Here is a 25,019-nt window from a genome sequence, read left to right on the forward strand (position 1 = left end):
GTAATGGGTCAAAAAGTTCATCCTACCGGTATCCGCTTAGGTATCGTAAAAAAGCATACTGCAACTTGGTATGCTGAGCGCGGCGATTTTGCGGATAACTTGGAAAGTGATATCAACATCCGTAACTGGTTGTTAAAAGAATTGAAGCATGCTTCAGTATCTCGCATCGAGATCGAGCGTCCAGCAAAAGCGATTCGTGTGACTATTCACACTGCGCGTCCTGGTATCGTTATCGGTAAAAAAGGTGAAGATATTGAGAAATTGCGTGGCAAGATCGCTGCTATGGCAGGCGTATCTGCGCAAGTTTCTGTTGAGCAAGTTCGCAAGCCAGAGCTAGATGCTCAATTGGTTGGTGACAATGTTGCACAACAACTCGAGCGTCGTGTGATGTTCCGTCGTGCGATGAAGCGTGCCGTTCAAAATGCTATGCGTCTTGGTGCTCAAGGTATCAAGATTGAAGTAAGTGGTCGTTTAGGTGGTGCTGAGATTGCTCGTACAGAGTGGTACCGTGAAGGTCGTGTGCCTTTGCATACGCTACGTGCGAACATCGATTACGCAACATCTGAAGCGAATACTACTTACGGTATCATCGGCATTAAAGTATGGATTTTCAAAGGTGAAGTTCTTCCAGGTCAAGAGATTGAAGAGCCGAAAGAAGAGAAGAAACCTCGCCGTAGAAAACCTGCTCCTAAAGCGAAGAAGTAGGGGTAAGTATTATGTTATTGCCAAAAAGAACGAAATATCGTAAGCAGCACAAACTGCGTAACCGTGGTTCACAAGCTCATAACGTGAGCTTTGGTGAGTACGGTTTAAAAGCGACGGGTCGTGGTCGTATGACTGCGCGTCAAATTGAGGCAGCTCGTCGTGCAATGACTCGTCACATGAAGCGTGCGGGTAAAGTTTACATTCGTGTATTCCCTGACAAACCAATCACTAAAAAGCCTTTAGAAGTACGTATGGGTAAAGGTAAAGGTAGTGTTGAATATTGGGTTGCTCAGGTTCAACCAGGTCGTATGTTATATGAAGTAGAAGGTATCTCTGAAGATTTAGCGCGTGAAGCGTTTGCTTTAGCGGCAGCAAAACTACCTTTCAAAACGACCTTTGTTAAGCGGACGGTGATCTAATGAAAGCGACAGAATTGAAAGATAAGAGCGTTGAAGAGCTCAACGTAACTTTGAACGAGCTTTTGCAAGATCAATTCAAGTTACGTATGGAAAAGGCTACGGGCCAAGTGACAGAAACACACAAGTTGCGTGAAGTTCGTCGTGACATCGCCCGTGTTAAAACCATTATCAACCAAAAGGCAGGTTCATAATGAGCACTGATACAATTCAACGCACATTACAGGGCAAAGTCGTAAGCGATAAAATGGATAAGTCCATTACAGTTTTGGTTGAGCGTCACGTGAAGCATCCTTTATATGGGAAGTTCATCAAGCGTTCAACGAAGATTCACGCTCATGACGAAGCTAACGAGTGCAAATTAGGTGATGTGGTGAGAATTGCTGAGTGTCGTCCTCTATCAAAAACTAAGTCTTTTAAGCTAGTTGAGATAGTCGAGAGCGCTCGCTAATTGAACCATAGTTAACCCTGAAGTGATTAATTTCACCTCGGGGTTAGGATTTTTACTAATTTAATGGTATACTCCTGCGCCTTTTAGCGCGGGATTAAGCGGAGAAAACCATGATCCAGATGCAATCAGTACTAGACGTAGCCGATAATTCAGGTGCGCGTCGTGTAATGTGTATTAAGGTACTGGGTGGTTCGCATCGTCGTTACGCCAATATTGGTGACATCATCAAGGTGAGCGTAAAAGAAGCGATCCCACGCGGTAAGGTAAAGAAAGGTGACGTTCTAAACGCAGTTGTAGTTCGTACCCGTAAAGGTGTACGTCGCCCAGACGGATCTTTGATCAAGTTTGACGGCAACGCAGCAGTTATTCTGAACAGTAACCTACAGCCGATTGGTACTCGTATCTTTGGACCTGTGACACGTGAATTACGTGGTGACAAGTTCATGAAGATCGTGTCTTTGGCACCAGAAGTACTTTAAGAGAGACGATAATCATGCAAAAGATTAAGAGCGGCGACGAAGTCATCGTAATCGCGGGCAAAGACAAAGGTAAGCGTGGTAATGTTGACCGCGTTCTTACTGATGGTCGCGTGATTGTGAGTGGCGTAAACATTATTAAGAAGCACACTAAGCCTAGCCAAAATCCTGACGGTTCTATCAATGAAGGTGGAATCATCGAGAAAGAAGCAGCTTTAGAAGTTTCTAATATAGCAATCTACAATGCTTCGACAGGTAAAGCTGACCGTGTTGGCTTTAAAGTTGAAGATGGTAAGAAAACGCGCTTCTTCAAGAAAACTGGCGAAGCGATTTAACAGTTAACATTTAGGTAATAAATGATGGCGAAACTGCACAACTTTTACAAAGATACTGTTGTACAGGAGCTTCAAGAGAAGTTTGAGTACAAATCAGTTATGCAAGTCCCACGCATTACCAAGATCACATTAAACATGGGTCTGGGTGAAGCTCTTGCGGATAAGAAGATCCTTGAGCACGCAGTAAGTGATATGACTGCAATCTCAGGCCAAAAGCCTATCATCACTAAAGCACGTAAATCAGTTGCGGGCTTTAAAATTCGTGATGGCTACCCAATTGGCTGTAAAGTGACTCTTCGTGGCGAGCGTATGTGGGAATTCTTAGAAAGATTTATCTCAATTGCGGTTCCACGTATTCGTGATTTCCGTGGTTTGAATCCTAAATCTTTCGACGGCCGTGGTAACTACTCTGTAGGTATCAAAGAGCAAATCATTTTCCCTGAAATTGATTATGACAAGGTCGATAAGGTTCGTGGTATGGATATTACTATTACCACTACGGCAAACAGCAATGAAGAAGGCCGCGCATTATTAAGTGCGTTCAACTTCCCATTGAAATCATAAGAGGCACGCTATGGCTAAGAAATCTATGATAGAGCGTGAGTTAAAGCGTGCAAAAACTGTAGAAAAGTACGCTGCAAAACGCGCAGAGCTTAAAGCAATCATCAACAACCCAGAGTCTTCTGAAGAAGAAGTTTGGGAAGCTCAGGTGAAACTGCAAAAGCTACCACGTAATGCAAATCCTGTACGTCAACGCAATCGTTGTCGTGTTACTGGACGTCCACACGGATACCTTCGTAAATTCGGTATGTGCCGCAACAAGTTGCGTGAACATGCGATGAAAGGTGACGTGCCTGGTTTAGTTAAAGCTAGCTGGTAAGCTGTTGGAGAATCACTTATGAGTATGCAAGATCCTATAGCAGATATGTTGACTCGTATTCGTAACGGCCAGACTGCTGCGAAGAAAAATGTCAAAATTCCTGCTTCTAAAATTAAGAAAGCAATCGCTGAAGTATTAGTTGATGAAGGTTTCATCAGTAGCTACAGCGTTGATGAAGGCGCTATCCCATCAATGACGGTTGAGTTGAAATACTACCAAGGTCGTCCGGTAATTGATGAGTTGAAGCGTGTTAGCCGCCCAGGTTTGCGTATCTATAAAAAAGTTGATGAACTTCCTAAAGTCATCGGCGGATTAGGTATCGCAGTTATTTCAACTTCAAAAGGTGTGATGACTGACCGTGCCGCGCGTAAAGCGGGTCATGGTGGCGAGATCATCTGCACTGTATCGTAAGGGAGAGTTAAAGATGTCACGTGTAGCAAAAGCCACTGTATCTATCCCTTCAGGTGTTGAAGTGAACATCAAAGATGGCGTGATCAGTGTAAAAGGTTCAAAAGGTCAGCTTGAAGAAAGAATGCACGACGACGTAGAAATTACGATCGAAGACGGTGCAGTTTCATTCGCCCCAACAGGCGTTTCAAAAAGCTGGGCAATGGCAGGTACTTACCGCGCACTAGTTAACAACATGGTAACGGGTGTTACTGATGGTTTCGAAAAGAAATTGAAACTTATCGGTGTTGGTTATCGTGCACAGGTACAAGGTAAGACGCTTAACTTAACCCTGGGTTTTTCTCACCCAATCGAGTTTGAGATCCCTGAAGGCGTAACAATTGAAGCTCCTTCACAAACGGATCTTATCGTTAAGGGTGCTAGCAAGCAGGTCGTCGGTCAGGTTGCGGCAAACATCCGTAGCTATCGTCCACCAGAGCCATACAAAGGCAAAGGTGTTCGTTATGTTGACGAGTACATTGTTCGCAAAGAAGCCAAGAAGAAATAGTAGGGCAGGGTCATGAAAAAGAAAATTCAACGTTTGCGTCGTGCGACTAAAAGTCGCTCAAAAATGCAGGAGCTGGGTGTAACGCGCCTAGTTGTGAATAGAACCCCTCGCCACATTTACGCGCAAGTAATCAGCGGTGAGAACGGTAATGTAATCGCAAGTGCTTCGACTGTGGAAAAGGCCGTTCGTGGTGACGTAAAGTACACGGGTAACCTAGATGCTGCTAAGCACGTAGGTACGCTAGTTGCTGAGCGCGCTATCGAGGCGGGTGTAAAGCAAGTTGCTTTCGACCGCAGTGGATTCAAATATCACGGACGCGTGGCAGCATTAGCTGACGCCGCTCGTGAAAAAGGCTTACAGTTCTAAGGTGTGAAGCATGGCAAAAGATATGAATAACCAAGAAGGTTTAGTTGAAAAGTTAGTCAACGTAAACCGCGTTGCTAAAGTAGTTAAAGGTGGTCGTATTTTCGGTTTCACAGCTTTAACTGTTGTCGGCGACGGTAAGGGTAAAGTGGGTTTCGGTCGTGGTAAATCGAAAGAGGTTCCAGTAGCAATTCAAAAGGCTATGGAACAAGCTCGTCGTAACATGATCCAAGTCGAACTAAAAGACGGACACACTTTACAACATGCATTAAATGCCCGTCATGGCGCATCAAAAGTGTACATGCAGCCAGCATCAGAAGGTACTGGTATCATTGCCGGTGGTGCGATGCGTGCTGTTTTTGAGGTGCTAGGTATCCAAAACGTATTGGCAAAAAGTGTTGGTTCTACAAACCCAATTAACATCGTTCGTGCAACGATTAATGGTTTGACCCAAATGACTTCGCCAGAAGCTATGGCTGCCAAGCGTGGTAAATCAGTAGAAGAGATTTTGGACTAAGACGATGGCAAAGAAAATGATGAAAGTAACGCAGACGCGTTCTAGCATTAGCCGCTTAGAAGCTCACAAGGCTTGTTTGCGCGGTCTAGGTTTGCGTCGCATTGGTCATACTGTTGAAGTTGAAGATACAGCATCAACTCGCGGTATGGTAAACAAAGTTTACTACATGGTTAGTGTTGAGGAGTAAAATCATGCGTTTAAATACATTGATGCCAGCTCCTGGTAGTAAAAAGGATCGCAAACGTGTAGGCCGTGGTATCGGTTCTACTGACGGCAAGACTGCAGGTCGTGGTCATAAAGGTCAGAAGTCACGTTCAGGCGGTTTCAACAAGATTGGTTTCGAAGGTGGTCAGATGCCTTTGAAACAGCGTTTACCAAAATTCGGCTTTAACTCGCGTAAAGCTTTGGTATCTGCTGAAGTTCGTTTAAATGAACTTTCAAAAGTAGACGGTGAAGTTGTTGATATGCTGACTTTGAAAAAAGCAGGCATTATCGGTAACAGCATCGAAAGCGCTAAAATTATCTTGTCAGGCGAAATCGAGCATGCAGTCACTGTTACTGGTGGCGTTCGCGTCACTAAAGGTGCGCAAAAAGCTATCGAAGCAGCCGGCGGTAAGGTTGAAGCATAATGGCATTATCACCACAGCAATTAGCTAAAAGCGGTGGTTTGAATGAGCTCAAACAACGTTTGTTGTTTGTGCTCATTGCTATTGTAGTCTTCCGTCTTGGTTCGTTTATACCTGTACCAGGTGTAGATCCAGACGCACTAAAAGACTTTTTGAATTCAGATACGATTTTTTCTTTGTTCAATGTCTTCTCTGGCGGTGCGATGGAGCGTGCTTCGGTTCTAGCTTTAGGTATCATGCCGTATATCTCGGCATCGATCATTATGCAGATCTTGAGTTATGTTGATCCTCGATTAAAAGAGATCAAGAAGGAAGGCGAGAGTGGTCGCCGCAAAATCAATCAGTACACTCGTTATTTAACAGTGGCATTAGCGACTGTTCAAGCGTTTGGTATGGCTACTCAATTACCAACGATGATTCCGAATCTGGTTGAGAATCCTAACTTTTCGTTCTACTTTGTCGCTATCGCTACATTGGTAACAGGTACTATGTTCCTGATGTGGTTAGGTGAGCAAATTACGGAACGAGGTATCGGTAACGGTATCTCAATTATTATCTTGGTGGGTATCGTTGCTGGTTTCCCACAAGCGATTAAGCAAGTGTTCTCACAAGCTTATGACGGTCAGCGTGATGTGCTAGGTATCCTAGTTTTCGCCGTGTTCGCATTGGCAGTGATTTACTTCATCGTATGGTTTGAAACGGCTCAACGTCGTATCACGATTAACTACGCGAAACGCCAACAAGGTAATAAAGTTTTTGCAGCTCAAAGCAGCTTCCTACCAATGAAGTTGAATATGGCGGGTGTAATTCCTGCGATTTTCGCATCGAGCATCGTTCTATTCCCAGGCACTTTGTTGTCTTGGTTTGGTAATGCCGGTGAAGTGAGTTGGTTAAGCACTTTAGCTCAGAATTTACAGCCTGGTAACCCTGTATATATGTTGCTATATGCAACGGGTATTATCTTCTTCGCTTTCTTCTATACAGCGTTAACGCAGAATCCTCGCGATACTGCTGATAACCTGAAGAAGTCCGGAGCATTTATTCCAGGTATTCGTCCTGGCCAACAAACGGCTAGCTACCTTGATAAAGTTACGACCAGACTTACGTTCTGGGGTGCGCTTTACATGACCGCTGTATGTTTGTTACCAGAGTTCTTGATTTTGCTATTTGAATATCCGTTCTACTTCGGTGGTACGTCATTATTGATTATTGTAGTTGTTGCTATGGACTTCATGTCTCAAGTACAAGCGCACTTAATGTCGCAGCAATATGACTCGGTATTGAAAAAGGCAAATCTTAAAAAGCATGGCCCATCCGGTCGTGTTCGTCGCTAAGCATGTTGGAGTAACAAATGAAAGTTCGTGCTTCTGTTAAGAAAATGTGCCGTAACTGCAAAGTGATTCGTCGTCACGGCAGTGTTCGCGTTATCTGTGTTGACCCACGCCATAAACAGCGTCAAGGTTAATTCGATAATTGTTTGATTTTTAGGCGTGATGTGGCTAAAATAGCCGCCCTTTCACGCCTGCTTATTTAATTTAGGAGATATTGTTAAATGGCTCGTATAGCTGGTATTAACATTCCGGTACATAAGCATGCTGATGTCGCATTGACCGCTATCTATGGTATCGGTCGTCCTCGTGCACAGATTATCTGTGCTGATGCAGGGGTTGAACCTACTGCAAAGATCAAAGATTTGAACGAAGACCAAATTGAGAATCTACGAAACGAGGTGAGCAAGTTTACCGTTGAAGGTGATTTGCGTCGCGAAATCAACATGAATATTAAACGTTTGATGGACTTGGGTTGTTTCCGAGGTATTCGTCATCGTCGTAACCTACCATTGCGTGGTCAACGTACGAAGACAAATGCTCGCACCCGTAAAGGTCCTCGCAAACCGATTAAGAAATAGTTTGGTGGAACATAATGGCTAAAACACCTCGTACTAGTAGTAAGAAAAAAGTTAAAAAGACCGTAGTTGATGGTATGGCGCATATCCATGCGTCGTTTAACAACACCATCATTACGATCACAGACCGTCAAGGTAATGCTCTTGCATGGGCAACATCTGGTGGTTCTGGCTTCCGTGGTTCACGTAAGTCTACTCCTTTCGCTGCACAGGTAGCTGCTGATCGCGCTGCTCAAGTAGTAAAAGAGATGGGCATGAAGAATGTTGAAGTATTTGTTAAGGGTCCTGGACCAGGTCGTGAATCAGCGGTTCGCGCACTTAACGCTGCTGGCTTTAAAGTCACCAACATTACTGACGTGACACCGATTCCACACAATGGTTGTCGCCCGCCTAAAAAGCGTCGTGTGTAACAATAACGGGAGTTTAAAATGGCTAGATATCTAGGTCCTAAACTTAAATTGTCACGTCGTGAAGGTGTCGATCTTGGACACAAATCAGGCGTTCGTGCAATTGAGACCAAATGTAAAATTGAAGTTGTTCCAGGACAGCATGGCGCGCGTCGTAGCCGTCTTTCTGACTATGGTTTGCAGCTTCGTGAAAAGCAAAAAGTTCGTCGTATCTACGGTGTTCTTGAGCGTCAATTCCGTAATTACTACAAAGAAGCTGACCGTCTTAAAGGCGCGACTGGTTCTAACTTGTTGCAATTACTAGAGTCACGCTTAGACAACGTAGTTTATCGTATGGGTTACGCTTCTACTCGTGGCGAAGCTCGTCAACTTGTTAGCCACAAAGCAATCATGGTTAACGGTGAGTCGGTGAACATTCCTTCTTACTCAGTTAAAGCAGAAGACGTGATTTCTGTTCGTGAAAAATCACAGAAGCAAGCGCGTATCGTTGCAGCTCTTGAGCTAGCAGCACAGCGTGATAAGCCTGAGTGGATTGAAGTCGATGCAACTAAAATGGAAGGTACGTATAAGCGTCTTCCTGAGCGTACTGAATTGGACGCTAGCATCAACGAAAACCTAATTGTAGAGCTTTACTCTAAGTAATTTTTAATCCTTGAGAGGGATAGTATGTCAGCAACTGAATTTCTGACTCCGCGTCAAATTAAGGTCGAATCAGACGAGGGCACTAAAGCTCGAGTTATCTTGGAACCTTTTGAGCGTGGTTTTGGACACCCTTTGGGTAACTCATTGCGTCGCATCTTATTGTCTTCAATGCCGGGTGCCGCAGTGACAGAAGTAGAAATCGACGGCGTGCTTCACGAATACTCAGCAATTGAGGGTGTTCAAGAAGACGTAATCGATATCCTTTTGAACTTAAAAGGGTTGGCAGTTCGCCTGGAAGATAAAGAAGAGGTGACTCTTACTTTACAGAAGAAAGGCGAAGGCGTCGTGACTGCTGCTGACATTGAAGAAGTATCTGGTGCTGAAGTAGTGAACAAAGATCACTACATCGCTACCTTGAATAAAGGTGGCGCTTTAACCATGCGTATCAAGATTTTACTTGGTCGTGGTTATGAAGCATCAAACACGCGTAAATTACCAGAAGGCGAAGATAAGCCGATTGGTGTTTTACAAGTCGATTCTTCTTTCAGCCCAATGAAGAAAGTATCTTACACCGTAGAATCTGCGCGTGTAGAGCAGCGTACAAACTTAGACAAGCTAGTTCTTGATCTTGAAACGAACGGTACGATTGACCCAGAAGAAGCGATTCGCCGCAGTGCGACGATTCTTCAACAGCAATTGGCAGCGTTTGTTGACTTGAAAGATGAAAAACAAGCTGAGCCTGAGAAAGAAGAGCCAGAAATTGATCCGATTCTATTGCGTCCGGTTGATGATTTGGAACTAACAGTACGTTCTGCTAACTGTTTGAAAACTGAGAATATCCATTATATTGGTGACTTGGTCCAGCGTACCGAAGTTGAGTTACTTAAAACTCCAAACCTTGGTAAGAAGTCATTGACTGAAATCAAAGACGTTCTTGCTTCACGTGGTTTGTCATTAGGTATGCGTCTAGAAAACTGGCCTCCATCAAGCATTCTTGGTGAGTAATCACTAAGGAAACTTTAAGAAGCTAAGTTTTCTGTAAAAAATTAAGCGCAAGGATGTTCCTTGCGCTTTTTTACTAAGTTAGTCATTGTTGAAAGTTTTGACTTAATCCAAAATTTTGAATAAGAAGCTGATTTAAATTTATCGTTTTTCCAGTACTACAGCAGGCTGGAATTAAATAGAGTGAGGAACTCAATATGCGTCATCAAAAATCAGGTCGTAAATTAAACCGTAACAGCTCACACCGTAAGGCTATGTTCCGTAACATGACTGCGTCATTGATCGAGCATGAACTTATTCGTACGACTTTGCCAAAAGCAAAAGAACTACGTCGTGTCGCTGAGCCTTTAATTACTTTAGCGAAAAATGACACAGTAGCTAACCGTCGTTTAGCATTTGCACGTATTCGTAGCAACGAAGCCGTAGCAAAACTATTCAGCGAGCTAGGTGTTCGTTACCAAGAGCGTCCAGGTGGTTACCTGCGCATCTTGAAGTGTGGCAACCGTCCTGGCGATAATGCTCCTATGGCATACGTTGAATTGGTTGATCGCCCAATCGTTGAAGAAGAAGACGATTTAGATATCGAAGAAACTGAAGAGTAGTCTTTAGTTTAGATATTAAAAGTCAAAAAAGCCTGCTTTAAGCAGGCTTTTTTGTATTTGTGATATGTAGAATGTCACCCTCGAAGTGTTCAGGTTCCGTAGAATACCAGTCGATGAGCTCGCAATCGTCAAAGTAGTCTAAGCAAAGTTCGGCCAACTCGTAGAAGGGCTCACGGCCTGGATCGGCAATCACGACTTCTCGTACTCCCGCCTGAAATGCCCTTTTGATCAAGTTAAAGTGGATTTTGGTCAGCTTATCCCAAAAGCAAATATCCGCGCCTATTAACATGTCGTAATCAGCTAAGTCCTTTTTGGTTAACTTTTCAAAACTCGCTTTTTGGGTTTTTACCTCGACCTCATTTAACGCCGACTGGACTTCAAGAAAGGGAAACACTTCATCGTCACGATCCACGCCGGTAACCTTGGCTGTAGCATGCTGTGCACAGAAAATACTGGCCGGCCCCCAACCGCAACCCAGCTCCATGATGGTCTGTTCATACTCGAGTGTTTCGTTATGGAGAAAGTAATCCATCAATAAAAAACTGCTATTCCAAGTTTTGTGGCCGTGGATAGAAGGCGTGTAATGCTGCTTGAGTTTTTTTACAAAGCGGTGATTATTTTCTAGGAGCAAAATGCCGTAGGCCTGGAAAATATGTTTTTCAGGTAACTCTTGAAGTAATGGCATGCGGGTACAGTTGATTAACGATTTGCACTACAGTTTAGGCTTTGTTGAACAATTTGTTAAGTTGCAGCTTGGCTTTTTCGATATGCGAATCATTAATCGCCTTAACAACCTTGGAGAATGCGAGTGCTATCACAGCGATATCATCAGTCCAGCCCATGGGTAATAAGTCAGGGATAGCGTCAAACGGCATGATAAAGTAGCCCAAGGCGCCAAGGATGATGGCTTTTTCCTTGGCTGGTGTCGCTGGATCACGAAAGCAATAATAAAGCGTTAGTAACTTTTCCAGCGCGTCTGTCCCTATCTGTTTAGCTGAGCGCTTTAATTTTCTCCAAAAGCTATCTTCAGAATAGTAGACTTTAGCATCTTGTTTGGCATTGTCTGTAGTAAAAGACGATGTTGGCATAATCTAACCTTTGGGGTTGATACACTGACTTTTTACATGGTAAGTGTTTGACTGATATAGTTAAGACTTATTTTTCAGCGAGGAGTTCTATGCACCATCACGGTCATTCTCACGCCAATGATGATGAGAAGCACGAGCATCCAGTAACGAGCCGCAAGCGCATGCTTTGGGCGGTCATCTTAACGGCCAGTTTTATGTTGGTCGAGGTCATTGGCGGACTTGTTTCGGGATCATTGGCATTACTGGCTGATGCTGGACATATGCTTACAGATGCTGCGGCTTTATTGTTGGCTTTCTATGCCATGACGCTGAGTGCTAAACCCGCGGACAGCAAGCGCACCTTTGGTTATGGTCGTTTACAGGTATTGGCGGCTTATACTAACGGTATTTTCCTGATACTGCTAACGGCATGGATTGTGTGGGAAAGTATTCAGAGGTTTTATCAACCAAACCCTATCCAAAGTACAACCATGCTGATCGTGGCTGTGCTTGGTCTTTTGGTTAATCTCGTCGTTTTCAAGATTTTGCATAGCGCTAGCGACTCGAATATCAATGTCAGAAGCGCTTTGCTGCATGTGCTAGGTGATTTGCTCGGCTCAGTGGGAGCTATCATTGCAGCGCTGATTATCTGGCAATGGGGCATACTGTGGGTCGATCCGTTGCTCTCGATTTTTGTGTCCGTATTGATTCTGAGAAGTGCTTACCATGTCATCAAGGATTCTTCGCATATTTTGCTGGAAGGAAAACCTCAAGAACTGGATAACCAACAAATTCGTCACGATTTGTTGCAAATTGAAGGGGTTTTGGATATTCACCACATGCACTTATGGAGTATCAGCGAACAGGAACCTTTAATGACCTTCCATGCTCTGATTCAAGAGGACTTTAAGGGCGATGATATGATTGACGTCATGTTAGAGGTGTTAAGAGTTAAACACGGCTTAATCCACGCTACTATCCAGATCGAGCGCAGTAACTGCGTCGAAAATACAGAGGCAGTGGCTTGTGTTGATACTGCAATTAAATAGAATATGTGAAGTTTATTAGAAGTTAAGCAGAGTGTTTTCGTTGCACAGCCGCTAAAAATTGCTTCTGATTTTCTATGCCTTCAAGTTTTCGTGCTAATTTATGCTGTAGTTCCTGAAGACTTTTTGACTGAGGAGCTGTTGATTTGACGAGATCTTCGGCTTCGCTTGTATATTGGCTTAATACTTCGACAAGTTTTACCAATTGTTGATGAGTAAAAAATTGGCCTTTACTGAATAGCGTCCGCTTAATTCGATTAAACAGTTGTGGCTCTTCGGTCGGGTGTTTGTAAAAAAACGGAAAGTTGTGCTTTTTTACCCAAGCAGAAATAGCGTTGTCTTTGTCTTCGGAATAAACCATGATGGCTGCACGATCTGACATTAACGCTTGCAGTTTGCGCATCATTGGGTAGCCTAGTGAATTATTGAGTGTGACAACGACAATTTGAATCGTCGGTCGCGACAGACGAAGGAAGTTAAGCGCTGTTTTGTAGTCTGTCACGTAATCATATTTATAGCCCGCCTGCTCAAGGATTTCTGCAGTACCGGCTAAGATAGTAGTTTTATCGTCGACTAATAAAATTGTGCTCATAAATTAACTGTAAAAATTGCAACCTTGTGGTTGTCGTAAAAAATAGTCAAGTGTCGAGAGGCTCATTTCCAATTGGCATTAAAAAGCATAGGATAAAGCGCTAATTTTCGGGCATTTTAGCATTGATTGAGCGATGATAAATTCATTTCTCGTCAAAAACTGATGATAAATTGTGAAAGGATACGGTTTTGATAAAGAAAGTGTTAATAATACTGACAACTGTAGTCTTGTTGAGTGCTTGTGCGACTCACAGGCCAAGTAATGTCAACGATTTGTGTAGTGTGCTCGGAGATGAAGACTGGTATCAGGCTGCACTGGACTCACAAGAAGAGTGGGGGACTCCGATCCATGTTCAGTTGGCTATTATGCATCAAGAGTCAAAGTTTAATCGCACGATTCGCCCAGATATGGAGTGGTTCTTAGGGTTTATTCCTGTGGGTAGGCCTTCTGATGCCTATGGTTATGCTCAGGCGCTGGAGAGCACTTGGGAAACTTACATCCGCTCGACCGGCAACTGGAATGCCAAGCGTGATGAATTTGATGATGCCATTCATTTTATTGGTTGGTATACCTTTAATTCTCATAAAAAACTCGGTATTTCAAAGTGGGATGCTAAAGCGCAATATTTGGCTTACCATGATGGTTGGGGAGGCTATAAGCGCGGAACTTATCGCAATAAAGCTTGGTTAGTTAGGGTTGCTGATAAGGTCAAACGTCGTTCGCTTGAGTATGCTCGACAGTACAAGCAATGCCGTCCACAGCTCGATGACAGTATTCGCGGTTGGTTCTAGCTTACTTGTAACAGCTACTTATTGTTTTCGGTTATATCAGGGGTGTGAAGTGGCTAGATATTGCTACTATTTATGGCGCATTTCACCCTAGAATCGGTTAGAATGAGCCCAATTTTTGAAACGAACTTCAGAGGAATTTAGGTATGTTGGGTAACACGACGTCTCTAAGAGATTTTGACCCAGAATTGATGGCTTCGATTGATGCCGAAGAAAAGCGTCAGGAAGAGCATATTGAGCTTATTGCATCCGAAAACTATACCAGCAAACGTGTGATGGAAGCGCAAGGTTCGGTATTAACGAATAAGTATGCCGAAGGTTACCCAGATAAGCGTTATTACGGTGGCTGTGAGTATGTTGATGTTGCCGAAAAGTTGGCGATTGAGCGTGTTAAAGCATTGTTCGGTGCTGATTATGCCAATGTCCAGCCACACTCAGGTTCGCAAGCAAACGCTGCTGTTTACATGGCGCTCATTAAGCCCGGCGATACCATTTTAGGCATGAGTCTATCAGACGGTGGTCACTTAACGCACGGTTCTAAAGTGAGCTTCTCTGGCAAAATATATAACTCAGTTGAGTACGGTGTTGATGAAAACGGTTACATTGATTACGACGAAGTTGAGCGTTTAGCCGTCGAGCACCAGCCGAAAATGCTCGTTGCTGGATTTTCTGCTTACTCGCGTACGGTGGACTGGTCAAAGTTCCGCGCAATCGCAGACAAAGTAGGTGCTTACTTATTTGTCGATATGGCGCACGTTGCGGGCTTGATTGCTGCTGGCGAATACCCAAACCCAGTGCCACACGCGCATGTCGTGACCTCGACAACGCACAAAACGTTAGCTGGCCCACGTGGTGGCGTGATCTTAGCGCAGGCTAACCCAGAGCTAGAGAAGAAGTTGAATTCTGCGGTATTCCCGGGAGGCCAGGGTGGTCCGTTAATGCACGTGATCGCAGCGAAAGCGGTTGCTTTCAAGGAAGCATTAAGTGATGAATTCAAAGCGATGCAAAAGCAGGTTAAAGCCAATGCACAAGCAATGACGAAAGTGTTTGTTGAGCGTGGAGTCGATATTGTGTCTGGCGGTACGGAAAACCACTTATTCCTTGTTGACCTCATCAGCAAAGACATTACCGGTAAAGACGCTGAAGCTGCTTTAGGTAAAGCCAACATCACGGTCAATAAAAATACGGTGCCGAACGAGCCGCGCTCGCCATTTGTCACCAGTGGACTTCGTCTAGGTACTCCAGCAGTCACTACTCGCGGTTTCAAAGAAGCCGAGGTGACTGAGCTCGCGAGTTGGATTTGTGATATTCTTGACGATATCAATAATGAGCAGGTTATCAGCGACGTTAAAGCCAAAGTGCAGGAATTAACCAAGCGATTCCCGGTTTATAAGTAATAACATTAGGAAGGATTAACGGCCATGTATTGCCCATTCTGTGCTAACCCAGACACCAAAGTGATTGATTCACGATTAGTTGCTGACGGCAGTCAGGTTCGCCGCCGCCGCGAATGTTTATCGTGTGGCGAACGCTACACAACTTTTGAAAGCGCAGAATTGGTGATGCCAAAAATCATTAAGTCGGATGGCACTCGCGAGCCTTTTGATGAGCTGAAAATGCGTACAGGTTTGGCCAAAGCTGTGGAAAAGCGTCCGGTAAGTGTTGAGGACTTAGAAGCCGCTATTAATAAAATCCTTTCCAATCTTCGAGCGCTGGGTGAGCGTGAAGTTTCAGCAAGCGTTGTCGGAGAAGAAATCATGAAAGCATTGCGCGCGTTAGACGATGTGGCTTATGTGCGCTTTGCTTCGGTATATCGCCGCTTTCAGGATGTTCAGGCGTTTCGCGAGGAAATTGATAAGCTACAAAGTGATAGCAATGAGTCGTCGACTTAACGCGGCTCGCTAACCACTATTCACATTTTTCAAAGGGTACTCCATACCTGATATGTCTTTTTCAGCACAAGATTCCAACTTTATGTCACTAGCCATTAAACTGGCTCGGCATGGTTGGTATACGACGCGTTCAAACCCGCGAGTAGGGTGTGTGCTGGTGAAGACGGTTAACGGTCACACTCAAGTTATTGGCGAAGGTTGGCATCAAAAGCCGGGTCTCGCTCACGCTGAAGTCAATGCCATTCAAAACGCCAAAACAAATGGGCATGATCCTCAAGGGGCGACTGCTTACGTCACTTTAGAGCCGTGCTCGCATGTCGGCAAAACGCCGCCATGTGCGCAGGGACTGATTGAGGCTGGCGTAAGCAAAGTGATTTGCGCCATGACCGATCCTAACCCACAAGTCTCAGGTAGAGGCATTGAGATGTTACGGGAGTCTGGAGTGACGGTTGAGTGCGGCTTGATGGAATCGGAGGCGCTGGCATTAAATCCGGGGTTTGTGAAGCGCATGAACGCGGGCTTACCCAGAGTGACAGCTAAGATTGCCGTGAGTGTTGATGGTAGAACCGCCATGGCGAGTGGTGAAAGTCAGTGGATCACGGGGCCGGAAGCTCGCGCTCAGGTGCAGCGGTTACGCGCACAAAGTGGTGCCGTGATAACGGGTTCTGGCACAGTATTATATGATAACCCCTCGATGAATGTTCGTGATACGACCATGTTAGGTGATCCTTATTTCGAGCAGCCAATACGAGTCGTGGTGGACTCAAAGCATCAAGTGACGCCTAACGCTAAAATTTTCCAAGGTCAGGGACAGTGTTGGTTGGTTTCAGCATCTAAGCGTGATGACACTTTTAACAACAAGGTCCTAGTGCAGCAGGTAAAAGCCAATGATGCAGGTTATGCGGATCTTGAGGCGCTCTTGCGACAGTTGGCTGAATCTGGTGTTAATGACGTTTTGATTGAAGCAGGAAGCGAATTACTGGGCGCTTTTTTAGCAAAAGGCTTGGTCGATGAGCTACAGGTTTTCATGGCACCAAAACTACTAGGCAGTGCCGCGCGAGCGATGGCTCACTTACCGTTTGAGCAGATGAGTCAGGCGATAGAGTTAGAGTTGAAGGACGTTCGACAGATTGGGCAGGATTTACAATTAACTTACAACCGAGTGGACTAGACTGTGTTTACTGGAATTATTGAAGCGACTGGCTTTATCGAAAGTATTGAAGCAAAAGGTGGCGACGCGCGTTATGTATTTAATACTGGCAAGCTTGATTTGACGGATGTTGAGCTTGGCGACAGTATTGCCTGTAATGGGGTTTGTTTAACGGTAATTGAAAAGTTATCTCAGGGCTTTGCAGCTGATGTTTCGGTGGAAACGATTGACGTGACCTGTATGAAAAATTATCAGCAAAAGGATCCGGTCAACTTTGAAAAAGCGATGCTGCCAACGACTCGTTTTGGCGGCCACATGGTCAGTGGTCACGTTGATGCGATTGGCGAGGTGGTGTCAATTGAAGAAGCCGCACGCTCGATCCAATACAAGATAAAAGCACCGAAAGAGGTGTTAAAATATATCGCGATCAAAGGCTCTATTACAGTTGATGGCACCAGTTTAACGGTGAATGACCTTGAAAAAGACCAGTTTAGCCTTAATTTAGTGCCTCATACATTACAGGAAACTATCGCTGATAGTTATCAAGTAGGGACGCAGGTAAATTTAGAAATTGATCTTATCGCGCGCTACCTTGAGCGCTTAATGAACGCAGACAAAGCCGAGTAAGGCCAACGTTATGAAGCTAAACAGTATTGAAGAAATCATCGAAGATATCCGTCAGGGTAAAATGGTCATTTTGATGGACGATGAAGATCGTGAGAATGAAGGCGATTTGATCATGGCTGCAAGCCAAGTTCGCCCTGAAGACATTAACTTTATGGCGCGTTATGGTCGAGGCTTGATTTGCTTGCCGATGACTCGTGAGCGTTGCGAACAAATTAATTTGCCGTTAATGTCAGCCAGTAATGGTGCGAAATTTAGCACTAATTTTACGGTATCGATTGAAGCGGCGACGGGCGTTACCACGGGAATTTCAGCAGCCGATCGCGCGCGAACAGTTCAAGCTGCCGTGGCACCAAATGCCAAGCCAGAAGATATCGTTCAACCGGGCCATATTTTTCCGATCATGGCGCAAGAAGGCGGTGTCTTAAATCGTGCGGGACACACCGAAGCGAGTTGTGATTTAGCGCGTTTAGCCGGGTTTGATCCCGCTGCCGTGATTGTTGAGATTTTGAATGAAGACGGCACCATGGCGCGTCGTCCTGATTTGGAAGTGTTCGCTCAAGAGCATGGTTTGAAGATGGGAACCATTGCCGATTTAATTGAGTACCGAACTGAGAAAGAGCATACCGTTGAGAAAATCAGCGAATGTCACTGGCCAACGGAGCATGGTGACTTTAGACTGCACACTTTTAAAGATACTATCGACGAGCAAATTCACTTTGCCTTAGTTAAAGGCAACCCAAAGAATGATACCTCGACGTTAGTACGTGTTCACTTAACCGACAGCCTTTCTGACTTGCTGGAGTCGCAGCGAGGCAAAAGCAAAAGCTGGACCGTGAGCGACTCGATAGAAAAGATTTCTGAGGAAGGCGAGGGCGTTCTTGTTCTGATTGCGAAGAAAGAGTCGAGCGATGAGTTGTTGGATCGTGTTCGACAGTTCGAGCGTGAGGATCATGGCGAAACCTTAACTCAAGAACAGAAACGCAAAAAGAAACGTACCGTGGGTATTGGCTCACAGATTCTGGTGAGTTTAGGGGTGAGACAGATGCGCTTGTTAAGCTCCGGCACTCAATACACAGCACTTGGCGGTTATGGCTTAGAGATTGTGGAGCATATTACGCCTAAAAAATAGCTCGAATCATTAGTGATTATGCCACGGTTATAATACAATACGCGCTTATAACCGTGGTCAAGCCTTCTTTGATTACACATCAGTTCATCCCTACGTTAAGAGCCTAATGTCACATGAGCGACTTTAAATTAGACTTTTCGAAAACACAGTATCAAGGTGGTAAGATTGCCATCGTACACGCACGCTTTAATCAACCCATTATTAATATGATGATTGATGGTGTTGAGCAGAAATTTGCTGAGCTTGAAGTGCCTGCCGATAAAGTGTCGCGCTTTGATGTCGCTGGCGCGTATGAGCTACCCTATGCAACGCAACAGGTTGCCATGAGCGGTCAGTATGATGCGGTGATTGCAATTGGTGTGGTGATTCGTGGCGATACGCCGCATTTTGATTATGTTTGTGCCGAATCGAGTCGTGGCTTGATGGATGTGTCGTTAAAGCATAATCTGCCCGTGATTTTTGGCATTTTAACCGTGAACACGGATGAGCAGGCTGAAGAGCGCGCTAACCCTAAGAAAATGAATAAGGGTGGTGAAGCCGCCGCGACTGCGATAGAAATGATCAACTTAACCCGTAAACTAGGTTAAAGACCCAAGCTAACTGAGACGAAGAGCGTTTATTATGGAACAAAATTTTAAACCAGCAGCACGCCGTAAAGCACGTGAATACGCGATGCAGGCGATTTATCAGTGGCAAATGACGGGGAATGCCTTGAGCGAGATTGAGGCGCAATACCTTGCGACCATGAATAGTAAGAAAGTCGATATCGTTTACTTTCAAGAGTTGTTCAGTGGCGTGCTGACGGGATTGCACGATATTGATGAAGCTGTTTCTCCGGCTATTGATCGTGAGATGGAGCATATTGATCCAGTGGAGCGTGCTATTATTCGCTTATCTGCATTTGAGCTTAAAAATCGCATCGACATTCCGCGTCGAGTGGTGATTAACGAAGGCATCGAGTTAGCCAAAACCTTTGGTGCGACTGATGGCCATAAGTTTATTAACGGTGTTCTGGATAAAATCAGTAAAGAGTTGCGCCCACACGAGTAAGTCGCGGCAGCATAAACAAAGGAATTGAGTTAAGGAGTTGAGTTAAGAGTGTATGGCCGAATTTGACCTGATAGAACGTTACTTCACTTTCGAGTATGACTTTGATCAACACTCGAACGATGATGACCCTAAACAGGCCAGCACCAAGAAAAGCACATCAAAACCGCGCGTCGTCAAAGGTATTGGCGACGATTGCGCCATTTTTGACATCCCCAGTAAATATCAACTCGTGACGTCAACCGACACTCTGGTTGATGGCGTTCATTTCTTTTCTGACTTAGACCCTGAGCTGATTGCGCATAAGGCGCTTGCCGCTAACGTCAGCGATCTAGCCGCGATGGGCGCTAAGCCATTAGCTTTCACATTATCGATCAGCTTGCCTGAGATTAACGAATATTGGCTCGCTGGTTTCAGTAAAGGCTTAAAGAAAGCCAGTAAACGCTTTAAGGTGCCACTAGTGGGCGGCGATACCACTCAAGGACCGCTGAATATCAACATTACCGCTTATGGCTCAGTAAAGAAAGGCCGTTTGCTTGAGCGTCATAACGCAGAGGTTGGCGATGATATTTGGGTTACGGGGTATTTAGGCGAAGCCGCGGCAGCGCTGGAGTTACAAGATAAAGCGCTGGTTCGCGAAGAAGCATTGACTGCTGCCGAGTCTGAGCTGTGGCAAGCCTTAACTCGTCCGCTGCCACCTCTGGAGTTTGCTCGTAAACTGACCAAAATATCTTGCTGTGGGCTTGATATTTCCGACGGCTTAGCGGCTGATTTAGGTCATATACTGTCGAAAAGTCAGTGTGGCGCCAAGCTTTCTGTGGAGTCATTGCCTATTTCTGAAGCGCTTATCGAGGTCGTCGGGCTTGAGCAAGCAAGGCAGTATGCGTTGAACGGTGGTGATGACTATCAACTGTGTTTCACCGCCTCTAACAAACATCGCAATAAAATTTTAAACCTAGCTGAACGGTGCAGTATCAACGTTACCCGAATTGGAAAAATTCATGAGGCTGGGTTGCAGCTGACTCTAAATGGCCAGCCTTTCGAAAGTAATCGTGCCAGCTGGCAACACTTTAACCAATAACGACAAAAGAATAAGCAAATTATGACGGTGCCATTAGCTGATAAAACCCTAATCAAAAGAATGGTCTTCACCAACCCTCTACACTTTTTATCCTTTGGTTTTGGCTCAGGACTCATGCCGAAAGCCCCAGGCACATGGGGAACCATCGCCGCGATACCGGTATGGTATGGGTTATCGTTTCTCACACTGCCTTATTACCTAATCGCCACACTCGCGTTGTCCATTATCGGCATCGGACTTTGCCACTACACCGCCAAAAAACTCGGTGTCCATGACCACCCCGGCATCGTCTGGGACGAAATCTGCGGCTACCTCATCACCATGATCGCCATCCCCGCAACATGGCAATGGGCTCTCGCCGGCTTTTTCCTATTCCGCTTCTTCGACATCCTAAAGCCATGGCCAATTAAATGGCTCGACAAAAAAGTCCATGGAGGATTTGGGATTATGGTGGATGATTTACTGGCGGGTGGTTTTGCTTTGGGGATTTTGCAAGCCACAGCGTGGCTACTTTGATGGTAATAAGAAGAGCAAGCCTTTCAGCAACAAGAAGCTGTAAATACTCCCTTTCGCTATGTGAGGATAGTATCTTTGCTGATTTCAATATAAACGATTGTGGTTGTCTTTATTTGATTAGAATCTCGTACGACGGTTACGGATGTCATAATATTGATTCAACCTTAATTAGCGAGTTTAGCTTTGATGATTCCAACTATTTAATTAGTGCGATATTATCTAATGATTTAGAAAGCTCTAAAGTAGATAAACTGCTTAAAGCTTATTTTCGCGAAAACAAAGAGTTTTTGTGGGGAAAAGCTTTAAAAGAATATGAATTGATTTAAGTTTTGGTTTTTTAACGAGTTACTTTTCTTGCGTGTCCAAGAAAAGTAACCAAAAGAAAGACACCCCAGACGTTAGGCCTTACAGGCTCCCCTCATTCAAAAAAGTTAATGACGTGCCGCTAAACGAAACATCCATGTTTCGCTTTAGCTAAATTAGGCGTCCTGCCTAATTTGCACTATAACTTTTTCTCTTTCAGCTAACTTTAAGGGGATAATCGTAACCTGACAGTGTTTGCTATAGTTAAAATTTTGGTGCGAAATATAAGGTTAGCACCATAGCACCCTTTATATTGAGCTGAACGAAGAAGCAGTCATAGCAATTCAAATCGTGGATGATTTGAATAGTGAAATTCAGGCCATGGAGGGACTGTATTTCACGGTGCGTTAAGTGACTGATACGGAGTAAAGGTAATTATTCGTAGAATAATCTCAATATAGGGGCGTCTTTTCTTTTCGCCCTTTTCTTTGGACGAGCAAAGAAAAGGGTAAGAGCGTAGAAAAACTATAAAGGCACTAGATTCCAAATTAAATTTGGAATGACAAAGCATAAACAATGTTGGGTTACACCTGGCGGCTAACCCAGCCTATAGATTCTGAGGTGCGAAAGAGTTAGGGGGATTTCAGATTCCAAATCCAGTTTGGAATGACAATAGTCAGAGTCACTGGATCTCGCTGTCATGCCGCGGGATGACAGGGTAAAGAAAAACTACGAAACAACCTTAACGATATCGTCCGCTGTTAAGCCAATTCTTTCTAATAAGTCCCCGGTACTACCATGCTCAACAAACCTATCCGGTAATCCTAAATTTTTGACTTTGATTTGAATGTCATTGTTGAGAATAAATTCGTTAATAGCTGAGCCAGCGCCGCCTTGTACGGCATTTTCTTCGATGGTGATAAATTGGTCGTGAGTTTCGGCAAGGTCACGAATCAGTTGTTTATCGAGTGGTTTGACGAAGCGCATGTCGGCTACTGTGGCGTTGATCTTTTCTGCTGCTTCTAATGCGGTTTGTACCATGGAGCCAAAGGCTAGAATGGCGACTTTTTCACCTTGTGTTTTGGTACTCTCTTTAACAAGACGACCTTTTCCTATTTCAAGCGGCGTGAAGGATTTTTCAGCTTGGATGCCGGAGCCCATGCCGCGTGGATATCGAACGGCAACAGGACCTTCGTATAAATAACCGGTGTATAGGCATTGGCGGCATTCGTTTTCGTCGCTAGGCGCCATGATGACCATGTTTGGAATACAACGTAAATAACTTAGGTCGAAAGCGCCGTTATGGGTTGCACCGTCGCCACCGACTAGGCCACCACGGTCAATCGCAAACAGAACATCAAGGTTTTGCAACGCAACGTCATGAATCAGCTGGTCATAGCCGCGCTGTAAAAACGTGGAGTAAATGGCACAAACAGGTTTTAATCCTTCGCACGCTAAGCCGGCTGATACCGTGACGGCATGTTGCTCGGCAATACCAACGTCGTAGTAACGTTCTGGAAATTCTTTTGAGAAGCGGATCAAGTCCGAGCCTTCTCGCATGGCTGGCGTAATACCGACGACGCGTTCGTCTTTAGCCGCGATATCACACATAAAGTCACCAAAAATATTGGAATAAGTTTTTGGTTTTACACCTTTGGGTAATTCGCTGGTTTTTGGATCAAAAATCGGCACGCCATGGTAAGCAATCGGATCATTTTCCGCTGGCGCGTAGCCTTTACCTTTGCGCGTGACCACGTGTAAAAATTGCGGGCCTTTGAGTTCTTTAATATTATTGAGCGTGTTCAATAAGGTCGGTAAATCATGACCATCAATGGGGCCATTGTAGTTAAAGCCGAGCTCTTCAAATAAAGTGCCCGGCAATACCATGCCCTTCATATGTTCTTCGGCGCGGCTAACGAACTCAGATAGTGGCTTAATGCCATGCAACGCTTTTTTGCCGGTTTCACGAACACGCTGATAAAAGCGACCGGCAAGTAGCTTTGCTAAATAACGATTCATGCCACCGACGTTTTCAGAAATCGACATTTCGTTGTCGTTCAGGATAACCAACAGGTTGGCGTCGGTATCAGCAGCGTGATTCATCGCTTCAAACGCCATGCCGCCGGTTAAGGCGCCATCACCAATCACGGCCACGCATTGACGCTCTTCACCACGTTGCTTCGCGGCTAGAGCCATGCCCAGAGCTGCGCTAATGGAGGTGCTGGAGTGTCCGACGGCAAACGTATCGTATTCTGACTCAACACGAACGGGGAAAGGATGCAGTCCATCGGTCTGGCGGATCGTGTGCAGTTGTTCTCGGCGCTCGGTCAAAACCTTGTGCGGATAGGCTTGATGGCCCACATCCCATACAATACGGTCTTCCGGCGTTTCGAACATGTAATGCAGCGCTACCGTTAACTCTACCGTTCCTAGGCCCGCAGCGAAGTGACCTCCACACTGACTGATCGTATTAATCAGGTACTGGCGAAGCTCATCAGCCACATCAACCAGTTGATTTTTATCAAGTTTTCTCAGGTCATGTGGGTTATTGATTTGCGTCAATAGTGGGTAAAGATCAGTGCTCATAGGTCTAGATAGATGCCGTTAGGATTTTCGATGGACAATAAATTCAGCCAAATCGGCTAACAACTGCGTATTGTAGGGTAACTTAGCCAAAGCTTGTAGCGCTAATTGTAATAAATCGTCGAGTTTTTGACGTGAACCTTCGATTCCGAGCAATGCCGGATAGGTGTTTTTTTCTTTCTCAAGATCAGAGCCTTGAGGTTTGCCCAGGGTTTCGGTATCCGACTCGATGTCGAGGATATCGTCTTTGACCTGAAAGGCCAAGCCGATAGCATCGGCATAGTCGACCAAGGCTTGGCGTTCCTCAGCTTTTAAAGGGCCCGCGCTTAAGGCTCCCAGCAAGACGCTGGCTTTAATCAAGGCGCCAGTTTTCATGCGGTGCATGTTTTCCAGCATCGGCAGGTCGATGATTTTCTGTGTTGACTCTAAATCAATCGCTTGGCCGCCGCCCATACCCAAAGAGCCGCTGGCTTCCGCTAAGACGCGAATCATTTCAAGCTGTTGCGGTTTGGCTTGGGCGCTAAATTCGAACGATGACAGTTCTTGGAACGCCTGCGTGTGCAGCGCGTCACCCGCTAAAATGGCGGTGGCTTCATTAAACTGAATGTGACAGGTTGGTTTGCCGCGACGTAAGTCATCATCGTCCATCGCAGGCAAGTCATCATGCACCAACGAATAGCAGTGAATGAGTTCTACGGCTAGTGCTGGAGAACTTAGGTCCTGTTCATTAGCACCTAAGGCTTGGCCGGTGGCGAAAACGAGGATAGGGCGAATACGCTTACCACCATTTAACGCACCGTAGCGCATGGCTTGGTGTAGCGTGTGTGGCACCGAGTCTGTGTTAGGAAGTCGCGCTTCTAGTAATGCCGCGACCTGGCCTTGCCATTGCTGCAAATGCTGTTCTATGGTCATGAT

General features: G+C 45.1%; 38 protein-coding genes. 33 read left to right on the top strand and 5 right to left on the bottom strand.

Translation table 11 applies throughout. The annotated features are described in order from the left end of the window. The first annotated feature begins 3 nt into the window (after window positions 1-3). The 21 genes from rpsC to rplQ all read left to right on the top strand — a co-directional run bounded on the left by rpsC (window position 4) and on the right by rplQ (window position 10,283). Window positions 4-705, top strand: coding sequence for a 30S ribosomal protein S3 (rpsC, locus tag ABD943_RS08225; RefSeq protein ID WP_345292723.1), 702 nt, complete (start codon window positions 4-6; stop codon window positions 703-705). A gap of 11 nt (window positions 706-716) precedes the next feature. After that, entirely contained in the window at window positions 717-1,124 is a 408-nt protein-coding gene (gene rplP, locus ABD943_RS08230) for a 50S ribosomal protein L16 (protein WP_345292724.1), read from the top strand. Then, window positions 1,124-1,315 (top strand): 50S ribosomal protein L29, encoded by a 192-nt coding sequence (gene rpmC / locus ABD943_RS08235; protein ID WP_046561875.1) that lies wholly within the window; start codon window positions 1,124-1,126, stop codon window positions 1,313-1,315. The genes rplP and rpmC overlap by 1 nt, the downstream gene beginning before the upstream one ends. Beyond that, a complete protein-coding gene (rpsQ, locus tag ABD943_RS08240; RefSeq protein ID WP_345292725.1) occupies window positions 1,315-1,572 on the top strand; it encodes a 30S ribosomal protein S17 in 258 nt (85 codons plus the stop codon). Before rpmC ends, rpsQ begins: the two co-directional genes overlap by 1 nt. A gap of 110 nt (window positions 1,573-1,682) precedes the next feature. After that, the gene (gene rplN, locus ABD943_RS08245; protein WP_046561873.1) at window positions 1,683-2,051 is read left to right on the top strand and encodes a 50S ribosomal protein L14; all 369 of its coding nucleotides are present in this window, start codon (window positions 1,683-1,685) and stop codon (window positions 2,049-2,051) included. A gap of 14 nt (window positions 2,052-2,065) precedes the next feature. Next, a complete protein-coding gene (rplX, locus tag ABD943_RS08250) occupies window positions 2,066-2,383 on the top strand; it encodes a 50S ribosomal protein L24 (protein ID WP_345292726.1) in 318 nt (105 codons plus the stop codon). Between the two features lie 24 nt (window positions 2,384-2,407). Then, on the top strand, window positions 2,408-2,947 hold the full coding sequence (gene rplE, locus ABD943_RS08255) for a 50S ribosomal protein L5 (RefSeq protein WP_345293360.1): 540 nt from the start codon (window positions 2,408-2,410) through the stop codon (window positions 2,945-2,947). Between the two features lie 10 nt (window positions 2,948-2,957). Further along, window positions 2,958-3,263, top strand: a complete 306-nt coding sequence (rpsN, locus tag ABD943_RS08260; RefSeq protein ID WP_046561870.1) for a 30S ribosomal protein S14 — start codon at window positions 2,958-2,960, stop codon at window positions 3,261-3,263. An 18-nt stretch (window positions 3,264-3,281) separates the two neighbouring features. Then, complete coding sequence (gene rpsH / locus ABD943_RS08265) at window positions 3,282-3,674, top strand: 30S ribosomal protein S8 (RefSeq protein ID WP_345292727.1); 393 nt, start codon at window positions 3,282-3,284, stop codon at window positions 3,672-3,674. Window positions 3,675-3,687: 13 nt separating this feature from the next. Next, entirely contained in the window at window positions 3,688-4,218 is a 531-nt protein-coding gene (rplF, locus tag ABD943_RS08270; RefSeq protein WP_345292728.1) for a 50S ribosomal protein L6, read from the top strand. Window positions 4,219-4,230: 12 nt separating this feature from the next. Then, the gene (gene rplR, locus ABD943_RS08275; protein WP_345292729.1) at window positions 4,231-4,584 is read left to right on the top strand and encodes a 50S ribosomal protein L18; all 354 of its coding nucleotides are present in this window, start codon (window positions 4,231-4,233) and stop codon (window positions 4,582-4,584) included. 10 nt (window positions 4,585-4,594) lie between these two features. Further along, window positions 4,595-5,098 (top strand): 30S ribosomal protein S5, encoded by a 504-nt coding sequence (gene rpsE, locus ABD943_RS08280; protein WP_046561866.1) that lies wholly within the window; start codon window positions 4,595-4,597, stop codon window positions 5,096-5,098. 4 nt (window positions 5,099-5,102) lie between these two features. Next, window positions 5,103-5,285 carry a 50S ribosomal protein L30 gene (gene rpmD, locus ABD943_RS08285; RefSeq protein ID WP_046561865.1) on the top strand — a complete coding sequence of 61 codons (183 nt, stop codon included), beginning with the start codon at window positions 5,103-5,105 and terminating at the stop codon, window positions 5,283-5,285. A 4-nt stretch (window positions 5,286-5,289) separates the two neighbouring features. Then, a complete protein-coding gene (gene rplO / locus ABD943_RS08290; RefSeq protein WP_345292730.1) occupies window positions 5,290-5,727 on the top strand; it encodes a 50S ribosomal protein L15 in 438 nt (145 codons plus the stop codon). Beyond that, window positions 5,727-7,058 carry a preprotein translocase subunit SecY gene (secY, locus tag ABD943_RS08295; RefSeq protein ID WP_345292731.1) on the top strand — a complete coding sequence of 444 codons (1,332 nt, stop codon included), beginning with the start codon at window positions 5,727-5,729 and terminating at the stop codon, window positions 7,056-7,058. Before rplO ends, secY begins: the two co-directional genes overlap by 1 nt. 17 nt (window positions 7,059-7,075) lie before the next feature. Further along, the gene (gene rpmJ, locus ABD943_RS08300; protein WP_046561862.1) at window positions 7,076-7,189 is read left to right on the top strand and encodes a 50S ribosomal protein L36; all 114 of its coding nucleotides are present in this window, start codon (window positions 7,076-7,078) and stop codon (window positions 7,187-7,189) included. A gap of 87 nt (window positions 7,190-7,276) precedes the next feature. Then, the gene (gene rpsM / locus ABD943_RS08305; protein ID WP_046561861.1) at window positions 7,277-7,633 is read left to right on the top strand and encodes a 30S ribosomal protein S13; all 357 of its coding nucleotides are present in this window, start codon (window positions 7,277-7,279) and stop codon (window positions 7,631-7,633) included. Window positions 7,634-7,647: 14 nt separating this feature from the next. Further along, window positions 7,648-8,040: a 30S ribosomal protein S11 gene (rpsK, locus tag ABD943_RS08310; RefSeq protein WP_046561860.1), complete on the top strand. Its 393-nt coding sequence runs from the start codon at window positions 7,648-7,650 to the stop codon at window positions 8,038-8,040. An 18-nt stretch (window positions 8,041-8,058) separates the two neighbouring features. Continuing rightward, window positions 8,059-8,679 (top strand): 30S ribosomal protein S4, encoded by a 621-nt coding sequence (gene rpsD, locus ABD943_RS08315; RefSeq protein ID WP_345292732.1) that lies wholly within the window; start codon window positions 8,059-8,061, stop codon window positions 8,677-8,679. Window positions 8,680-8,703: 24 nt separating this feature from the next. Beyond that, the gene (locus tag ABD943_RS08320) at window positions 8,704-9,684 is read left to right on the top strand and encodes a DNA-directed RNA polymerase subunit alpha (RefSeq protein ID WP_345292733.1); all 981 of its coding nucleotides are present in this window, start codon (window positions 8,704-8,706) and stop codon (window positions 9,682-9,684) included. Window positions 9,685-9,878: 194 nt separating this feature from the next. After that, window positions 9,879-10,283, top strand: a complete 405-nt coding sequence (gene rplQ, locus ABD943_RS08325; protein WP_345292734.1) for a 50S ribosomal protein L17 — start codon at window positions 9,879-9,881, stop codon at window positions 10,281-10,283. A gap of 37 nt (window positions 10,284-10,320) precedes the next feature. On the opposite strand, the gene ABD943_RS08330 is transcribed toward rplQ, so the two are convergent. Both ABD943_RS08330 and ABD943_RS08335 read right to left on the bottom strand, forming a co-directional pair. Beyond that, window positions 10,321-10,968 (bottom strand): class I SAM-dependent methyltransferase, encoded by a 648-nt coding sequence (locus tag ABD943_RS08330; RefSeq protein ID WP_345292735.1) that lies wholly within the window; start codon window positions 10,966-10,968, stop codon window positions 10,321-10,323. 34 nt (window positions 10,969-11,002) lie between these two features. Further along, window positions 11,003-11,371, bottom strand: coding sequence for a YkvA family protein (locus ABD943_RS08335; RefSeq protein WP_345292736.1), 369 nt, complete (start codon window positions 11,369-11,371; stop codon window positions 11,003-11,005). 89 nt (window positions 11,372-11,460) lie between these two features. On the opposite strand from ABD943_RS08335, the gene ABD943_RS08340 reads away from it, so the two are divergent. Further along, window positions 11,461-12,399, top strand: a complete 939-nt coding sequence (locus tag ABD943_RS08340) for a cation diffusion facilitator family transporter (RefSeq protein WP_345292737.1) — start codon at window positions 11,461-11,463, stop codon at window positions 12,397-12,399. Between the two features lie 22 nt (window positions 12,400-12,421). On the opposite strand, the gene ABD943_RS08345 is transcribed toward ABD943_RS08340, so the two are convergent. Then, entirely contained in the window at window positions 12,422-12,988 is a 567-nt protein-coding gene (locus ABD943_RS08345) for a response regulator (protein WP_345292738.1), read from the bottom strand. Window positions 12,989-13,179: 191 nt separating this feature from the next. On the opposite strand from ABD943_RS08345, the gene ABD943_RS08350 reads away from it, so the two are divergent. The 11 genes from ABD943_RS08350 (at window position 13,180) to ABD943_RS08400 (ending at window position 21,544) form a co-directional block, all read left to right on the top strand. Then, window positions 13,180-13,779, top strand: a complete 600-nt coding sequence (locus tag ABD943_RS08350; RefSeq protein ID WP_345293361.1) for a transglycosylase SLT domain-containing protein — start codon at window positions 13,180-13,182, stop codon at window positions 13,777-13,779. Between the two features lie 143 nt (window positions 13,780-13,922). Beyond that, the gene (gene glyA / locus ABD943_RS08355) at window positions 13,923-15,173 is read left to right on the top strand and encodes a serine hydroxymethyltransferase (RefSeq protein WP_345292739.1); all 1,251 of its coding nucleotides are present in this window, start codon (window positions 13,923-13,925) and stop codon (window positions 15,171-15,173) included. A gap of 24 nt (window positions 15,174-15,197) precedes the next feature. Then, a complete protein-coding gene (gene nrdR / locus ABD943_RS08360) occupies window positions 15,198-15,668 on the top strand; it encodes a transcriptional regulator NrdR (protein ID WP_345292740.1) in 471 nt (156 codons plus the stop codon). 52 nt (window positions 15,669-15,720) lie between these two features. Continuing rightward, window positions 15,721-16,839 carry a bifunctional diaminohydroxyphosphoribosylaminopyrimidine deaminase/5-amino-6-(5-phosphoribosylamino)uracil reductase RibD gene (ribD, locus tag ABD943_RS08365; RefSeq protein ID WP_345292741.1) on the top strand — a complete coding sequence of 373 codons (1,119 nt, stop codon included), beginning with the start codon at window positions 15,721-15,723 and terminating at the stop codon, window positions 16,837-16,839. Window positions 16,840-16,842: 3 nt separating this feature from the next. Further along, a complete protein-coding gene (locus ABD943_RS08370) occupies window positions 16,843-17,445 on the top strand; it encodes a riboflavin synthase (RefSeq protein WP_345292742.1) in 603 nt (200 codons plus the stop codon). Window positions 17,446-17,455: 10 nt separating this feature from the next. After that, window positions 17,456-18,574 (top strand): bifunctional 3,4-dihydroxy-2-butanone-4-phosphate synthase/GTP cyclohydrolase II, encoded by a 1,119-nt coding sequence (gene ribBA / locus ABD943_RS08375; protein ID WP_345292743.1) that lies wholly within the window; start codon window positions 17,456-17,458, stop codon window positions 18,572-18,574. 113 nt (window positions 18,575-18,687) lie between these two features. Further along, a complete protein-coding gene (ribH, locus tag ABD943_RS08380; RefSeq protein WP_345292744.1) occupies window positions 18,688-19,161 on the top strand; it encodes a 6,7-dimethyl-8-ribityllumazine synthase in 474 nt (157 codons plus the stop codon). Between the two features lie 34 nt (window positions 19,162-19,195). Next, the gene (nusB, locus tag ABD943_RS08385) at window positions 19,196-19,624 is read left to right on the top strand and encodes a transcription antitermination factor NusB (RefSeq protein WP_345292745.1); all 429 of its coding nucleotides are present in this window, start codon (window positions 19,196-19,198) and stop codon (window positions 19,622-19,624) included. Between the two features lie 52 nt (window positions 19,625-19,676). After that, window positions 19,677-20,702 (top strand): thiamine-phosphate kinase, encoded by a 1,026-nt coding sequence (gene thiL / locus ABD943_RS08390; RefSeq protein WP_345292746.1) that lies wholly within the window; start codon window positions 19,677-19,679, stop codon window positions 20,700-20,702. A 21-nt stretch (window positions 20,703-20,723) separates the two neighbouring features. Further along, the gene (locus tag ABD943_RS08395) at window positions 20,724-21,218 is read left to right on the top strand and encodes a phosphatidylglycerophosphatase A family protein (RefSeq protein ID WP_345292747.1); all 495 of its coding nucleotides are present in this window, start codon (window positions 20,724-20,726) and stop codon (window positions 21,216-21,218) included. Continuing rightward, a complete protein-coding gene (locus tag ABD943_RS08400; RefSeq protein WP_345292748.1) occupies window positions 21,206-21,544 on the top strand; it encodes a hypothetical protein in 339 nt (112 codons plus the stop codon). Before ABD943_RS08395 ends, ABD943_RS08400 begins: the two co-directional genes overlap by 13 nt. Window positions 21,545-22,250: 706 nt before the next feature. Here ABD943_RS08400 and dxs read toward each other — a convergent pair. Together dxs and ispA are read right to left on the bottom strand one after the other, a co-directional pair. Further along, entirely contained in the window at window positions 22,251-24,107 is a 1,857-nt protein-coding gene (gene dxs, locus ABD943_RS08405; RefSeq protein ID WP_345292749.1) for a 1-deoxy-D-xylulose-5-phosphate synthase, read from the bottom strand. Window positions 24,108-24,125: 18 nt separating this feature from the next. After that, window positions 24,126-25,016 (bottom strand): (2E,6E)-farnesyl diphosphate synthase, encoded by an 891-nt coding sequence (gene ispA, locus ABD943_RS08410; protein WP_345292750.1) that lies wholly within the window; start codon window positions 25,014-25,016, stop codon window positions 24,126-24,128. Window positions 25,017-25,019 lie beyond the last annotated feature (3 nt).

The organism is Kangiella marina, from assembly GCF_039541235.1.
In the GTDB taxonomy this organism is placed as follows: domain Bacteria; phylum Pseudomonadota; class Gammaproteobacteria; order Enterobacterales; family Kangiellaceae; genus Kangiella; species Kangiella marina.

Excerpts from the sequence above, each read along its gene's own strand:
- rplE (WP_345293360.1), top strand. The coding sequence starts at position 2,408 with ATGGCGAAACTGCACAACTTTTACAAAGATACTGTTGTACAGGAGCTT.
- ABD943_RS08330 (WP_345292735.1), bottom strand. The coding sequence starts at position 10,968 with ATGCCATTACTTCAAGAGTTACCTGAAAAACATATTTTCCAGGCCTAC.
- rpsH (WP_345292727.1), top strand. The coding sequence starts at position 3,282 with ATGAGTATGCAAGATCCTATAGCAGATATGTTGACTCGTATTCGTAAC.
- glyA (WP_345292739.1), top strand. The coding sequence starts at position 13,923 with ATGTTGGGTAACACGACGTCTCTAAGAGATTTTGACCCAGAATTGATG.
- ispA (WP_345292750.1), bottom strand. The coding sequence starts at position 25,016 with ATGACCATAGAACAGCATTTGCAGCAATGGCAAGGCCAGGTCGCGGCA.
- ribH (WP_345292744.1), top strand. The coding sequence starts at position 18,688 with ATGAGCGACTTTAAATTAGACTTTTCGAAAACACAGTATCAAGGTGGT.
- dxs (WP_345292749.1), bottom strand. The coding sequence starts at position 24,107 with ATGAGCACTGATCTTTACCCACTATTGACGCAAATCAATAACCCACAT.
- rpsM (WP_046561861.1), top strand. The coding sequence starts at position 7,277 with ATGGCTCGTATAGCTGGTATTAACATTCCGGTACATAAGCATGCTGAT.
- nrdR (WP_345292740.1), top strand. The coding sequence starts at position 15,198 with ATGTATTGCCCATTCTGTGCTAACCCAGACACCAAAGTGATTGATTCA.
- nusB (WP_345292745.1), top strand. The coding sequence starts at position 19,196 with ATGGAACAAAATTTTAAACCAGCAGCACGCCGTAAAGCACGTGAATAC.
- rpmD (WP_046561865.1), top strand. The coding sequence starts at position 5,103 with ATGGCAAAGAAAATGATGAAAGTAACGCAGACGCGTTCTAGCATTAGC.
- ABD943_RS08335 (WP_345292736.1), bottom strand. The coding sequence starts at position 11,371 with ATGCCAACATCGTCTTTTACTACAGACAATGCCAAACAAGATGCTAAA.
- ribD (WP_345292741.1), top strand. The coding sequence starts at position 15,721 with ATGTCTTTTTCAGCACAAGATTCCAACTTTATGTCACTAGCCATTAAA.
- ABD943_RS08395 (WP_345292747.1), top strand. The coding sequence starts at position 20,724 with ATGACGGTGCCATTAGCTGATAAAACCCTAATCAAAAGAATGGTCTTC.
- rpsN (WP_046561870.1), top strand. The coding sequence starts at position 2,958 with ATGGCTAAGAAATCTATGATAGAGCGTGAGTTAAAGCGTGCAAAAACT.
- rplF (WP_345292728.1), top strand. The coding sequence starts at position 3,688 with ATGTCACGTGTAGCAAAAGCCACTGTATCTATCCCTTCAGGTGTTGAA.
- thiL (WP_345292746.1), top strand. The coding sequence starts at position 19,677 with ATGGCCGAATTTGACCTGATAGAACGTTACTTCACTTTCGAGTATGAC.
- rplX (WP_345292726.1), top strand. The coding sequence starts at position 2,066 with ATGCAAAAGATTAAGAGCGGCGACGAAGTCATCGTAATCGCGGGCAAA.
- rplQ (WP_345292734.1), top strand. The coding sequence starts at position 9,879 with ATGCGTCATCAAAAATCAGGTCGTAAATTAAACCGTAACAGCTCACAC.
- secY (WP_345292731.1), top strand. The coding sequence starts at position 5,727 with ATGGCATTATCACCACAGCAATTAGCTAAAAGCGGTGGTTTGAATGAG.
- rpsE (WP_046561866.1), top strand. The coding sequence starts at position 4,595 with ATGGCAAAAGATATGAATAACCAAGAAGGTTTAGTTGAAAAGTTAGTC.
- rpmJ (WP_046561862.1), top strand. The coding sequence starts at position 7,076 with ATGAAAGTTCGTGCTTCTGTTAAGAAAATGTGCCGTAACTGCAAAGTG.
- rplP (WP_345292724.1), top strand. The coding sequence starts at position 717 with ATGTTATTGCCAAAAAGAACGAAATATCGTAAGCAGCACAAACTGCGT.
- rplO (WP_345292730.1), top strand. The coding sequence starts at position 5,290 with ATGCGTTTAAATACATTGATGCCAGCTCCTGGTAGTAAAAAGGATCGC.
- rplR (WP_345292729.1), top strand. The coding sequence starts at position 4,231 with ATGAAAAAGAAAATTCAACGTTTGCGTCGTGCGACTAAAAGTCGCTCA.
- rpmC (WP_046561875.1), top strand. The coding sequence starts at position 1,124 with ATGAAAGCGACAGAATTGAAAGATAAGAGCGTTGAAGAGCTCAACGTA.
- ABD943_RS08340 (WP_345292737.1), top strand. The coding sequence starts at position 11,461 with ATGCACCATCACGGTCATTCTCACGCCAATGATGATGAGAAGCACGAG.
- ABD943_RS08345 (WP_345292738.1), bottom strand. The coding sequence starts at position 12,988 with ATGAGCACAATTTTATTAGTCGACGATAAAACTACTATCTTAGCCGGT.
- rpsC (WP_345292723.1), top strand. The coding sequence starts at position 4 with ATGGGTCAAAAAGTTCATCCTACCGGTATCCGCTTAGGTATCGTAAAA.
- ABD943_RS08320 (WP_345292733.1), top strand. The coding sequence starts at position 8,704 with ATGTCAGCAACTGAATTTCTGACTCCGCGTCAAATTAAGGTCGAATCA.
- rpsQ (WP_345292725.1), top strand. The coding sequence starts at position 1,315 with ATGAGCACTGATACAATTCAACGCACATTACAGGGCAAAGTCGTAAGC.
- ribBA (WP_345292743.1), top strand. The coding sequence starts at position 17,456 with ATGAAGCTAAACAGTATTGAAGAAATCATCGAAGATATCCGTCAGGGT.
- rplN (WP_046561873.1), top strand. The coding sequence starts at position 1,683 with ATGATCCAGATGCAATCAGTACTAGACGTAGCCGATAATTCAGGTGCG.
- rpsK (WP_046561860.1), top strand. The coding sequence starts at position 7,648 with ATGGCTAAAACACCTCGTACTAGTAGTAAGAAAAAAGTTAAAAAGACC.
- rpsD (WP_345292732.1), top strand. The coding sequence starts at position 8,059 with ATGGCTAGATATCTAGGTCCTAAACTTAAATTGTCACGTCGTGAAGGT.